This window comes from Azospirillum sp. TSO35-2, from assembly GCF_003116095.1.
GTDB lineage: Bacteria > Pseudomonadota > Alphaproteobacteria > Azospirillales > Azospirillaceae > Azospirillum.
The window spans coordinates 1-12761 of the sequence record NZ_LGRA01000006.1 but is presented as its reverse complement, the minus strand read 5'-3'; the positions used below and the strand labels follow the sequence as shown (position 1 = coordinate 12761).

Annotated in this window: 11 protein-coding genes; 3 read left to right on the top strand and 8 right to left on the bottom strand. The window is 67.7% G+C overall.

The features are described 5' to 3' along the window. Nucleotides 1–39 precede the first annotated feature (39 nt). Genes rffA through TSO352_RS01335 form a run of 3 tightly spaced genes read left to right on the top strand, consistent with a single transcriptional unit; the run spans nucleotide 40 to nucleotide 2820 of the window. Nucleotides 40–1179, top strand: a complete 1140-nt coding sequence (rffA, locus tag TSO352_RS01345; protein ID WP_109105610.1) for a dTDP-4-amino-4,6-dideoxygalactose transaminase — start codon at nucleotides 40–42, stop codon at nucleotides 1177–1179. A 51-nt stretch (nucleotides 1180–1230) separates the two neighbouring features. Continuing rightward, nucleotides 1231–1893, top strand: a complete 663-nt coding sequence (locus TSO352_RS01340; RefSeq protein ID WP_199231453.1) for an acetyltransferase — start codon at nucleotides 1231–1233, stop codon at nucleotides 1891–1893. A gap of 15 nt (nucleotides 1894–1908) precedes the next feature. Next, nucleotides 1909–2820 carry a hypothetical protein gene (locus TSO352_RS01335; RefSeq protein ID WP_109105608.1) on the top strand — a complete coding sequence of 304 codons (912 nt, stop codon included), beginning with the start codon at nucleotides 1909–1911 and terminating at the stop codon, nucleotides 2818–2820. Between the two features lie 120 nt (nucleotides 2821–2940). Here the strand turns inward: TSO352_RS01335 and TSO352_RS01330 are convergent, their stop codons facing one another. From TSO352_RS01330 to TSO352_RS33370, 8 genes are all read right to left on the bottom strand, one after another. After that, nucleotides 2941–4050: a glycosyltransferase gene (locus TSO352_RS01330; RefSeq protein ID WP_109105607.1), complete on the bottom strand. Its 1110-nt coding sequence runs from the start codon at nucleotides 4048–4050 to the stop codon at nucleotides 2941–2943. Nucleotides 4051–4097: 47 nt separating this feature from the next. Continuing rightward, complete coding sequence (locus TSO352_RS01325; protein WP_109105606.1) at nucleotides 4098–4883, bottom strand: class I SAM-dependent methyltransferase; 786 nt, start codon at nucleotides 4881–4883, stop codon at nucleotides 4098–4100. Beyond that, nucleotides 4880–5986 (bottom strand): DegT/DnrJ/EryC1/StrS family aminotransferase, encoded by a 1107-nt coding sequence (locus tag TSO352_RS01320; RefSeq protein ID WP_109105605.1) that lies wholly within the window; start codon nucleotides 5984–5986, stop codon nucleotides 4880–4882. Before TSO352_RS01320 ends, TSO352_RS01325 begins: the two co-directional genes overlap by 4 nt. A 50-nt stretch (nucleotides 5987–6036) precedes the next feature. After that, complete coding sequence (locus TSO352_RS01315) at nucleotides 6037–6471, bottom strand: hypothetical protein (protein ID WP_109105604.1); 435 nt, start codon at nucleotides 6469–6471, stop codon at nucleotides 6037–6039. A 151-nt stretch (nucleotides 6472–6622) separates the two neighbouring features. Then, nucleotides 6623–7897 carry a glycosyltransferase family 1 protein gene (locus TSO352_RS01310; RefSeq protein ID WP_158284500.1) on the bottom strand — a complete coding sequence of 425 codons (1275 nt, stop codon included), beginning with the start codon at nucleotides 7895–7897 and terminating at the stop codon, nucleotides 6623–6625. Nucleotides 7898–8089: 192 nt separating this feature from the next. Beyond that, nucleotides 8090–8938, bottom strand: a complete 849-nt coding sequence (locus tag TSO352_RS01305) for an alpha-1,2-fucosyltransferase (protein ID WP_109105602.1) — start codon at nucleotides 8936–8938, stop codon at nucleotides 8090–8092. Between the two features lie 102 nt (nucleotides 8939–9040). Further along, the gene (locus tag TSO352_RS01300) at nucleotides 9041–12016 is read right to left on the bottom strand and encodes a class I SAM-dependent methyltransferase (protein ID WP_109105601.1); all 2976 of its coding nucleotides are present in this window, start codon (nucleotides 12014–12016) and stop codon (nucleotides 9041–9043) included. Nucleotides 12017–12094: 78 nt separating this feature from the next. Beyond that, nucleotides 12095–12761, bottom strand: a 667-nt coding sequence (locus TSO352_RS33370; protein ID WP_247871829.1) for a DUF6165 family protein, incomplete at its 5' end; no start/stop codon positions are given.

Below are 12761 nucleotides of genomic sequence, written 5' to 3'. Positions count from 1 at the left end.
CTCTATGATGCCGCCGCTGCGTCATCTGCGAAATGTCCTATGAAGAAAATTCCCTTCGGAAAGCCGGCCATTGTCGGTCCCGAACTCGAATACATCGCCCAAGCCGTTGCGAGCGGTTCGATTGCGGGAGATGGCGTTTTCACCAGGAAATCGCATGCGTTGCTTCAATCGCTTCTGGGATGCAAAAGCGCCCTACTGACACATTCGGGCACCGCCGCGCTTGAGATGGCAGCGATCCTTTGCGACATCCAACCGGGTGACGAAGTGATCATGCCGTCCTTCACCTTCGTGACGACGGCGAACGCGGTGGTTCTGCGGGGCGGAGTTCCGGTCTTCGTCGATATTCGCGAAGACACCCTGAACCTCGACGAACGGCTGATCGAGGCGGCGATCACGCCACGCACCAAGGCCATCACGGTCGTGCATTACGCAGGCCGCGCCTGCGACATGGACAGCGTCATGGCTATCGCCGACCGCCACGGGCTGCGGGTCGTCGAAGACGCCGCGCACGCGCTGCTGTCGCGCTATCGGGGGCGTTCGCTGGGGGCTATCGGCCATCTCGGCTGCGTCAGCTTCCATGAAACCAAGAATGTCATCAGCGGTGAAGGCGGCGCGCTGCTGATCAACGACCCCGAATTGATCGAACGCGCGGAGATCATCCGGGAGAAGGGGACGAACCGCAGCCGTTTCTTCCGTGGACAGGTGGACAAGTACACCTGGGTCGACATCGGCTCGTCGTATCTGCCGAGCGAGCTGGTCAGCGCATTCCTGTACGCACAGTTGGAACGCGTCGAGGAGATCAACGAAAAGCGGCGCCAGATTTGCCGGCTTTATCACGCCGGTCTGCAGGACCTCAGCGCCTCCGGCCGCATCCATATCCGCGAGGCGTTGGAGGGCGAGGACTTCAACGGCCATATCTTCTATCTGATCACCAAGGACCTGGAGGAACGCACCGCGCTGATCCGGCATCTGGGGGATCGGGGGATCGCCGCGGTGTTCCATTACGTTCCGCTGCACTCGTCGCCGGCCGGGATGCAGCATGGTCGCCCGCATGGTCGCCTGCCGGTGACCGACCGCATCGGCGAACGCCTGCTCCGCCTGCCGCTGTTCCTTGAGCTTACCGCGGCTGACATCGAGCGTGTTTGCGATGAGATCCACCGGTTCTACCGCTCCCGTTAAACACGCTCCTCGCACGCTAGCCTTTCCCGCCAACCAGGGACGGACACGATCATGAAAGAGATCATCATCTTTGGAGCGGGGCAGTTGGCCGAGGTCGCCGACTTCTACTTCAAGCATGATACCGATCGCCGGGTCGCCGCCTTTACGGTCGACGCCGCGTATGTGCAGGAAACCGCGTTCGCCGGTCGGCCGGTCCTGGCGTTCGAAGAGGTCGCGGCGACCCATCCGCCTGAACAATACGATCTCTTCGTGGCCGTCAGCTACGCACAGCTCAACCAAGTGCGTGCCCGCAAGATGGCCGAGGCCGAAGCGAGGGGATACGGCTTGGCATCCTACGTCAGCAGCAAGGCAACGGTCTGGCCCGGCCTGTCGGTCGGCAAGAACGCCTTCATCCTGGAAGACAACACGATCCAGCCCTTCGTGCGCATCGGCGACGGCGTCACCTTGTGGAGCGGCAATCACATCGGCCACCACGCCAGCATCGGGGATTACTGCTTCATCACCTCCCAGGTCGTGGTGTCCGGAGGGGTGCGGATTGAGGACTCGTGCTTTGTGGGGGTCAACGCCACCATCCGCGATCACGTCGTCGTCGGCCCGCGCAGCATCATCGGTGCCGGCGCGTTGATTCTGCAGGACGCTCCGGCGGAATCGGTGTATCCCAGCACCGGAACCGAACGTTCGAAGGTGCCGAGCTCCAGGGTCCGGCGCATCTGACGAAGGAGCGGTTCGATGCGGTGGCAGAAGCTTGGGCGGCTGTTCGTTCCCGACGGCTCGGTCGACTGGATGCGCAGCCACGCCTCCGTACCGACGGCCGTTCCCTTGGGAGGGGACGAGTTTCGCGTCTATTTCAGCAGCCGCGACGGCGAAGGGCGTTCCCATGTCGGCTTCGTCGACGTGGACATCCGCGCGGCACGGTGGACCGGGACCATATCGGAGCATCCAGTGCTTGCGCCTGGGCCGGTCGGGCGTTTCGATCACAGCGGGACCATGCTGTCCTGGATCACCCGGCAGGACGGCCTGGATCACTTCTACTACATTGGCTGGAACCGCGCGATCGAGGTGCCGTTCCGCAATTCCCTCGGGCTGCTGGTGCGGGATCCGGCGGGCCGGATGCCTGACCGACGGCTGCCCGGTCCGGTGCTCGACCGCAGCCCCGTCGACCCCTGCTTCGTCGCGAGCGCCTGCGTCCTGGTCGAGGACGGCCTCTGGCGCATGTGGTATCTGTCGTGCGTCGAGTGGGAAAAGCATGGCGGCCAGTTGCGCCACAAGTACCACATCAAATACGCCGAATCCGCCGATGGCGTCTGGTGGCGCCGCGACGGCAGGGTCTGCATCGACTTTGCCGACGACGGCGAGTACGCCATCTCCCGTCCCTCGGTGGTGCGGGATGCGGACGGCTACCATATGTGGTATTCATACCGGGGGAGCAAATACCGCATCGGTTATGCGTTCTCCAAGGATGGCCTCGTCTGGACGCGCCGGGACTCTGATGCGGGACTGTCGGTCACCCCGGGCGACTGGGATGGCGACATGACCGAGTACCCCTTCGTCTTCGATCATGGCGGCCACCGCTGGATGCTCTACAACGGTGACGGCTATGGGCAGACCGGCTTCGGACTGGCGGTCCTAGAGCGGGATTAGCGCAAATCGCGTAAAACCGGCATCGATCTGGAGCGTGAATCCGCTCGCAAAACGAAGTTTCTCGAGTGTCGCAGGCGTTTGCGAGCGGACGCTCGCGTCCGTGATCAAAAGCCGTTGGTATCACAGGTGGGAAAGGATGCTGACCAGTTCACGGGCCCGATGGGCGAAGGTATGCTCTTTCAGAATGCGGGCCTGACCGGCGGTGGCGATGGCCTCGCGCTCGGCATCGTGGGCCAGGAAGTGCCGGGCGAGGCGGATGGCCTCGTCGGCGTCGCGGTAGGCCAGAACCTCCGAACCAATGTCGAACAGATCGCCAAGATTGCTCTTCCAGTCCGTCAGCAGACAGGTGCCAACGCCGGTCGCTTCGAAGAGCCTCAGATTGTTGGCAAAAGCGCCGGCGACGTCGATGTGGTTGTTGACCACCATCCGGCAGCTCCGCATGTTCTGATACATGCTGAGACCCCAGGCGGGATGGTGCTTGCGCAGGCGCAGATGTTCGGCGCCAGGACCTTCCCACCCGTCGTTGCCCCAGAAATCCATGTCGACGGCTGATGCCAGGGCGCGCAGCAGGACCGCGCGGTTCTGGTGGTCGGCGGACACCTGTCCGAGAAAGCCCAAGCCGCACGCTCGCCCGCCCTGGCCGAGATGCTCGATGATGCGGTGGTCGAAGGCCAGCTTCAGATATTCACTACGCAGACCGCGTGAGCGGAAATGGGCGACGAGGTTCGGCAGGGATGAAATGACCAGATCGAACGTCTCGAAGCCGATGCGGGGAACGGGGGATGCGTGCTGTCCGACCGCGATTCCGTAATGGGGACGTACGAGCCTGAGGAAATCGTCTCCGAAAAAATCCATGTTTCCACAATAGAGGATGTCCGGGCGGAATGCCTCGACCTGCTCGGCCGCGATGGTGGAAACCCAGCTTTGCGGATTGTTGAAGCGCAGATGGGCTTGGCCGAACTGGTATTGGTCCGAACACCGCTTCAGCACGTCCTGACGGTTGTTTTCCAGGCACCAACGGACCTGCGCGAACGGATTGTTCACGCTGACGCTGAAGACCTCGTGCCCCAGGTCGCGCAGCGGCTTGTCCCAGTAGTGGGCGCTCGGGAAGAACTGCCGGTCGAGGTGGGCCTGCTGCTCGGCGAAGGACTGCTGCATCAGCGAGCCGCTCTGGCCGTAGACGTGCAGAAGAAAGCCCTCGTAGAGGTGATCGACCAGCATGATCCGCATGTTTATCCTGTCTCCGCCGTCTGCCCCGCTGTCTCGGAACAATGTGTTCAGATCGCCCGTGCGATGCAGATCACATTCCACGCATGTTCATCGGGTGCCCGGTCATAGTCCGGGAATGCCTGAAGACCTTCCATCCGCATCCCGGCGGCACCCAGAGCCAGATCGAGTTCTTGCGGAAAGAAGAAACGCATGATGTGCTCTTCGTCCTGCTCATCGACGACACGGTCGCCCTCCAGCCGAAGCACGCCGAAACGGACGCGGCAGCGCTGATGGACGGTGTCGAGGGTCGTCGTTGTGGTGCGGATGATGCGCGTCGCTCCGTCCGTCACGGTTCGGATGCGCTGTCCCGGCCGGTCGGTCAGCACGGCCAGGCCGTTCCACACGTCGAAGACGAACAGGCCACCCGGCGCCAGATGCCGGCGCACGGTGTTCAAGGTGTCCGTCAGGTCGGCGTTCTCGTGCTGGTAGCCCAGCACGGCGAACATCATCAACGCCGCATCGAACCGGGTGCCGAGATCCAGGGTGCGCACGTCGCCCGGATGGAACACGGGGGCGGGGGTCCCGTTGGGGAAAGCCGTCTTTCCGACCTTGGCCCGCGCTTGGTCCAGCATGCCGGGCGAACGGTCCACACCGGTCACCGCATGGCCGCGCCGGGCCAGAGGGAGAGCGTGGTTCCCGGTGCCGCAGCCGAGGTCGAGCAGGCGGCGCGGGCCATCATGCCCGTGTTCGTTCAGGATGCGCTCGACGAGGTCGCATTCGGCCTCGTAGTCCTTGTCGCGGTACAGGGCGTCATAAGCCGCCGCGTAGCCCGTTCCGAAGACGGCGCCGCTCATGCCATCACCTCACGCACCGCTGTGCAGACGGTGTCAATCTGCGCCTCCGTCAGCGGCAGGCCCGAGGGCAGGTAGAGGCCGCGGCGGGCCAAGCGCTCGGTCTGCGGATAGCGCTCGTCCACGAACAGGCCGCGGTCGTGGAAGACCGGCTGCTCGTGCATGCCGAGGAAGAAGGGGCGGGTGTCCACCCCGCGGTCGCGCAGGCGCTGGGCGAACTCGACGGCGTCGAAGGGCACGTCGTCGCCCAGAACCACGCCGTACATCCAGTAGACGTTGCGGACGTCCGGCCGCTCCACCGGCAGGGCGAGGCCGGGCAGATCGCCGAGGCGTTCGGCATAGAGCGCCGCCATGCGCCGCTTGCGCACCAGATGATCCTCGATCCGCTCAACCTGCGACACGCCGATGGCCGCCTGCACGTTGGTCATGCGGTAATTGTGGCCGAGCTCGGTGTGCAGGAAACGGCGGTCGCGGCGGAAGCACAGGTTGCGCAGCGAGCGCATCCGTTCGGCAAGCGCCGCGTCGGAGGTCACCACCATGCCGCCCTCACCGGTGGTGATGATCTTGTTGGCATAGAAGCTGAAGCAGCCCAGCGTGCCCATGCCGCCGGCCCGGCGACCGCGGTACTCCGCCCCATGCGCCTCGGCGGCGTCCTCGACGACCGCAAGGCCATGGCGTCCGGCCAGTTCCAGCAGCGGGGCCATATCCACCGGGTGGCCGTACATGTGCACCGGCATGATGGCGCGGGTGCGCGGCGTGATCCGGGCCGCGACCTGCGCCATGTCCATGCACCAGGTGTCGGGTTCGCAGTCGACCAGCACCGGCACGCAACCCGCCTCGACCACCGCCAGCACGCAGGAGATGATGGTCAGGCTGGGCAGGATGACTTCCGAGCCGGGCTCCAGCCGAAGGGCCTCCATGGCCACCTGTAGCGCCACCGTGCCGTTGCACACGGCCACGCCATGCTCCACGCCGCAATATTCAGCCCAGCGGCGTTCGAATTCGGGAATGAAGCGGCCGTCGGAAGACACCCAGCCTGTGCTGACGGCTTCCTGCACATAAGCGCATGCGCGCTCATCCAAGAGCGGTTCTGAAACCGGAATCATGTGGTTGAACGCTCCTTCTGGAGGGCTGCCGGCCATGGGTATGGTGGGGATCAGAGCCGGACGACGCGCGCCTGGGCGCTGCCGATGCCGGTGAAGCGGGTCTTGTCGGCGTCACCAGCGTAGGGGCCTTGCTTGACCTCGATCATCTCGACCTCGTCCAGGATTTCGAAGCCGTGTCCGCCGGTGGCCAGCAGGATCACGTCGCCGGGACCGAGTTCGCGGCTTTCGAGATAGACGCCGGCCTGGGTGTAGAAGTCCACGCGCAGGCGCCCCCGGCGTAGGAACAGCACCTCCTGGGTGTACTGGACCTCGCGCGGCACCGGGTTGTGGATGTGGGGCGGGATGGCGTGGCCGGCGGGGTGGCGCATGTAGGCCAACTGCTGCGACAGATGGCTCGGCGTGAAGAAATGGACGCCCGGCTCCTGGAAGCTGCTGCGCACGATCAGGGCAAGCTGTTCGCCGTTGAACTCGATCCGCTCGATCATGATTTTCGGGTACCCAACGCAGACGCCTCCAAGAATGGCGCATCCTTCCTTTGTCGAGACGCTCAACACAAGTCATATTTTGTGGGCGTGCTTGCGCGGGAAGGAGCGCTTGTGGTGCGGAGACCCCCGGGCGGGGAAGGGCGGGATGCGGTCAGAACCCGGCGTCGGGATAGCGTGGGGCACGGCCGTCGCGCAGCCTGGCACCGGCCTCCTCGATGACGCCGGCCACCTGGGCGACGAAGGCATCCCAATTGCAGGATGCCAGCCGCTTGCGGCCCCGCTCGCCCAGCTCCCTGCCGAAGGCCTCGTCCCGCCAGAGCCGCAGCATGGCATCGCCCAGCTGCTCCGGGGAGCGCGGGTTGACGAGCAGCCCCGCATCCCCCGTCTGTTCACGCAGACCCGGAATGTCGGAGGTGATGACGGGGCGGCCGTAATTCCATGCCTCCAGGGCAGGGATGTTGCTCGGGCCGAAGAAGGTCGGCATGACCAGACCGGCCGACAGGCTGTAGAGTGCAGGCATATCCCTATCGGGAACCCAGCCCAGATAATGGATCTGGTCGCGCACGCCCTGCTGCTCGGCGAATTCCATCACCTCTTTAAAGGTGACTGCGCGGACGTAGTCCATATAGGTACCGCACAGCACCAGGGGAATTCTCTCCCCGGTCTGCTCCTTGAGCCGGCGCATCGCCTGGATGATCAGGTGATGGTTCTTGTGGCGCCAGAACTGGGCCGGGTAGAAGAAATAGCGGGGAGGAAGATTGTATGCGGCGGCTGTCCGGCGCAGTTCCTCCTCGCTTGGCATGGTCCTCGCCCGGACCGGGGGATAAAGCGGCAGGATGCGGATGCGGTCCTCGCCGATCACATCGCCGTAGAACCGCAGCACGTCCTGTTTGCCGTGCTCGGATTCCACCAGGATCAGCGTGGCGTAGCGGCAGGCGTTCCGATACAGATAATCGCGATAAGCGACCTGGCCGTAGGCGCTGACCTCGGGAAATTCCGGCTGCAGGCGGTGCTGGAGATCGTGGATCGGCATCACGAAAGGCATCAGGGCTGAAAAGGCTGTCACGCTCGGCTGAAGCTGAAAGAGCCAATCGATCTTCGCCTGGCGGAACTGCAGGCTGGCCGGCCGGTCCAGATATATGACATTCGAATCCAGTTCCGGCAGGACTGGCGGGCCCTGGTTGAGATAGGTCTCCGGCGAACCCTGCTGGAAGGAGGGCTCTCCCAATGATTGCAGGGGAAGGCCGCCATAGCTCATGTTGCCGGTCGCAACCAGATTGTGGAGATTGTCGTCCGAGCGATTGAGACAGAAAATGTCGTCTGCGGAAGTCTTGGCCAATGCCGCCAGGGCGTCCAGCAGGACCATCTCATACTGGAACGCTCCGCCGGCATACCAGGGCATGGAGCGATAGATCCCGACCCGCATGGAACTTCTCCGCATAGAACGTCTCCGTGTCATCAGGCGCGCTTGCGCCCGGCCGGTACCGAATACCAAGCGGTTCCCCGGGGCTCAATCCCTTCAGCCTCCGTCCTTCCGCACCCGCACCCCCATCCGATCCGGCCCGCCGACGGTCGTCGGGTGAAACCACCGGCGGTGCAGCGCCTCCATCGCCGGAAATCAGCCGTCCAGCCGGGTCCAGCGGTCTGGCACCAGGTCGCGGGTGTCGTGCGGGTAGGCGCCGAACCAGCGTTGCGGGGCGCAGACGATCTGTCCCGGCTTTTCGCCCAGCCAAGCCCCCCACCAACTGAAGCTGCTGTTGGCGATGATGTGATGACGGCACAGGGTCATCAAACGCAGATCCTCCACCGGAGCGTCCCGGTTCTGCGTGACGAGATAGGCAGGGAAATCCAGCGTCAGGTTGGCGCGCGTCCAGTCGGGATCGTCGGTGAACACGAAGAACTCCGGCTTGTTCACCCGTGCCGCGACATGGGCCACCGCAGCCCGGTAGTAGTCGAGCGAGCACACTCCATGCAGGATGTTGACCTTCGGGTCGCTGATGTAGTCGCCGCGGCGCACATGCAGGCTGACGGCGTTGCGAGCAGCGATCACCCGCGCGACCTCCAGGTTGGCGCCGGCCAGCGGCTGCTTCGGAGAGAACTCCAGCCGGATCAGCGGGGCCATGTCGTCGAAATGCCGTTCCGATTGCCAGTAGCCGGAGAAATAGCCGGCCGACGGCACCCGGGCGATGTCGGGGCTGTAGTGGAAATGCGGCTCCCGAACGACCGGTTGATCCCACCAGGGCTCGTCGGGGTTGCGCGGCCGGGTGACGACGCGGTGCGCCTCCTCGTCGGTGACGAAGGTTCCTTCGGCCAGGAAGTGGTCGAGGCCGTAGCGGCGCTTGCGCTCGGTCCGGTAGGCCGACACATCCAGGCGCAGGGGTACCCCGCGTCGCGTCGCCAGAGCCCGGCCGAACGCGTACTGGAACATCTGGTTGCCGAGCCCGTCGGACAGGCGGACGATGATCATCGGGCGCTCCTTGGCACCGGCAGGGCGCGCGCCGCGGCGCGCGAATGGTGAAGGCTTCCCTCAGTGCCGTCCGTGACGGTCTGTTTCCCGGTCATGCGCCGTCTACCCCCGCGCCCGTGCCCAGGTCTGGTACAGCCCGCCGAAGATCATCGGGTGCTCGGCCTCCAGCCGGTCCCAGCGGGCGAGCGAGGTCATTGCCGGATCCTCGGGGAAGCGCTTGCGGTAGAGCGCCGCCACCGCTGGGTCGGCCAGCCGGAAGCCCAAGAACTCCAGGTCCAGCGCCTCCAGCGCGTCGGCCAACCAGGGCAGGGTGACGTGCAACTCGTGGACGTGCAGCAAAAGGTCGCGGCAGGCGCTGGTGCCGTAGAAGTCCGGGGACTGCACGACGGCCCGCGCGGGGTGGTCGGCCGGCAGGGCCAGGATGTCCTGGCGCAGGCGGCGGATGCCGGCGGCGGTGGGCGGGTGGCCGCGTTCGGCGATGAGGTGGCGGGCCGCCACGATCGGGCGGCGGGCGGCGGCGCTGTAAAGCCCGATCTCCATCACGCCGTGCGGGCGCAGCATGCCGCGCAGGACGCGCAGGCCGGCCGCCGGGTCTTCCATGTGGTGCAGCACGCCGACGCTGTGGATCACGTCGAAGCGGCGGCCCAGCGCCCCCAGCTCCAGCAGGTCGGCCTGGGCGTGCTCGATCGCCAGCCCCAGCCGTTGGCTCTGCCGCCGGGCGTAGGCCAGGCTGCGGCGGCTGAGGTCGATCGCCAGCACATGGGCGTTCTTGATGGTGGCGGCGGCCCAGACCGCCTCGCGCCCGGTGCCGCAGCCGGCGACCAGCACCTCCGGCGCCTCCCAGCCCGGCATCTCCCAGGCGGGGGAGGCGGGCAGGGCGGCGTGCGGGAACAGGGCGTGCAGCAGCCGGGGCAGCGGCACCGGCTCCGGCAGGAGGCCGGTGTTCAGCCAGCGGGGGTAGGGGTTCTCCTCGTACTGGGCGCGGACGTCGATCGACACCGCGTTGTGGATCGGCGTCAGCACCGGCAGTTCCGCCTCGATGCGCGCCTCGGCCGCCGGCTCGACGACCTGGCGGTCGAGCAGCCGGGCGATCTCCTCCGGCCAGGACAGGGCGACCAGCCCGGCGGCGCGGTCCCAGCGGTGCAGCGGGCGGTAGGCGCCGAGCAGGGCGATCAGGACCGCCGGCGGTTGCTCCTTGCGCTCCAGCAGGCCCTCCGCCGCGCGGACCAGCGCCGCCAGCACCTGGAACTCGCCCTCGGTCTCGGCGAAGACGTATTCGTTGAGGAAGCACTGCTCGGCAAGCGCCGCGCACAGCGCGCGCCAAGCCGGCCGGTCCGGCAGGCCGGGGCCGGTCAGCGCCAGCAGCAGCACGCGGCGCAGCCGGGTCAGCGCCCGTTCCAGCACAGGATCGCAGACCGGGGCGCCGCGCAGATGGGCCAGCAGCAGCGGGTCCTCGGCCAGCCCGGCCAGCGACCCGTCGCCCAGCAGGGCCCGCGCCTCGGCGTCCAGCTCTGCGCCATGCTCCTCCGGCAGGGCGGCGAGCCGCGCCAGCGGCGACGGGGCGGCCAGCAGCACGCCGGCGATGGCGCGGGCCAGCCCGGCGATCTCGACTTCGGGCCGGCCCAGCGCCGCCAGCAGGTCGGCGCGCAGGCCGGCGTCGCTGTCGGCGGCGGGCAGCGACAGGTCGCGCAGGGCGTCGGCGAAGGCGATCCAGTAGCGCGGGGTGTCGGGCGCCAGCCGGATCGCCTGGCGGACGTAGGGAACGGCGCGGTCGCGCCAGCCGCCGCGCAGGTACAGCGCCGCGATGCGGAAGCACAGCTCGGCGTCCTCGGGGGCCGCGCGGGCGATGGCCAGGGCCTCGGCGTCGGCCTCGGCCACGCGGCCGGCGGCGATCAGCAGCGACAGCAGGGTCTGCCGCAGCGGCAGCGAGGGCGGCTGGCCGGCCATCGACTGGCGCAGCTGGTCGATCGCCGCGTCGGGGTCGCCGATGTCCTTGTGCAGCCGGGCGAGGTTGTTGTGGACCTCCGGCAGGTCGGGGGCGATGCGCAGCGCCTCGCGGTAGGCTTCCAGCGCCCCGGCGGCGTCGCCGCCGGTCTGCAGCGCGACTCCCAGGTTGGCGAGCAGAGCGGCATGGCCGGGCGTGCCGCCGGGCGTGCGCGCCAGCCCGTCGCGGCAGACGGTGACCGCTTCCTCCCAATGGCCGGCGACGCGCAGGCTGTCGGCCAGCCGCAGCCGGGCCTCGAGATGGCTGGGGTCGACAGCCAGCACCCGATGGAAGGCGGCGATCGCCGCCTCCGGCCGGCCGGCGCGGTGGTGCAGGCTGCCGATCAGGTGCAGGCTGCCGACCAGCCGCGGCCGCAGCGCCACCGCCTGTTCGGCAAGCTCCAGCGCCTCGGCGTCGCGGCCGAGCCGGGCCAGCAGCGAGGCGTGGTTGCCCATCACCTCGGGCACCGCCGGCCCCTGCGCGAGCGCTTGGCCGAACAGCGCCTCGGCCTCGTCGGCGCGGCCTTCCAGCATGCGGACCAGCGCCAGGGTGCCGACCGCCTCCGCCCGGGCCAGCCGCCGGGCCTGGGACTTGGCCGGGGAGTGGGCGCCGGCGGCCTCGTCCGCCAGCCGCAGCGCCTCGCCGCAGGCGTCCGCCGCGTCGGCCAGCCGGTTGCGGCGCAGATGGACGAGCGCCAGGGCCCGGTGGGCCTGCACCAGCGCGGGGCCGGCATCGCCGCCCGAAGCGCTGTCAGGAGTGCCGCCGGGCGCGCGCCGCAGCGCCTCCCGCGCCGCCACCTCCCCGTCATCGACGCGGCCGATGGCGGTGAGCGCGAGGGCGAGCGCGCTCCACACCTCCACCCGCTCCGGGGCCGTGCGGGCCGCCTCCTCCAGCCACGCCACGGCCTCGGCCGGGCGGCCCAGGATGCGGGCGGTCTCGGCCAGCGTCATCAGCCCAGCCGCATCCTGCGGGGGGGCTCCGCACAGCGCCCGGTACGCCTTTTCCGCCTCCTCCGGTCGGCCCGACCGGCAAAGCTCCAGGGCCTGCGCCAAGCGATGATCCGGAGCGGCGGGGGCGGCGGTCGGGTCGGTCATGGGCGGGACCTGTTAGCTTGGAGGGAAGGGGGTGGTTGGCCCGGTCGGTGAACTTGGCGGGTCAGCAGGCTTGGCCGGTCAATAGGCCTGGTAGGATTTTTCCTCGACCAGCTCGGAGCCGAGCAGGCGGTTGAGGTCGCGCTTGAGCGCGGCGCGGCGGTCGTTGGTGTGGTAGACCCGGCGGGCCAGTTCGACGAAGCGCGGGCCGAAATCCTGCGCCCGCTCGCAGTCGCGGATCTCGTCCTCGACCTCCCACAGGGTGGTGTTGACCGCGCGCAGGTCGTCGATCAGCGCCGCGACCTCCGCCTGGCCGGTGTCGGCCTGCGCCGCCACGGCGCCCAGCGCCTCGCGCTCGCGCCGGACGTTGGCCAGCTTGTCGGCGTCGGTGATGCGCTCGGCCTTGATGTCGAGGATGGTGATCTTGTCCAGCAGTTCGCCCCAGGACACGGGCGCCAGGATCGGCATGGTCGGGTTTCCGTTTTGGATGCTGTGCGGGGTGGCGGCGCGGTGGCGGAGCGCGGTTTCGACGCGGTCGATGGCGTCGTCCCATCGCTGGGGCTCGGACTGTCGGAAGAGGCGCATGGTTGGGTACCAGGGGCTGTCCTGGCGGTCGAGCATCCAGCGCCAGTCGGGTGCGAAGGGGACGAGGACCCAGACGGGGACGCCCAGTGCACCGGCGAGGTGGGCGACGGAGGTGTCGACGCAGACGACGAGGTCGAGGCCGGCCATGATGGCGGCGGTGTCG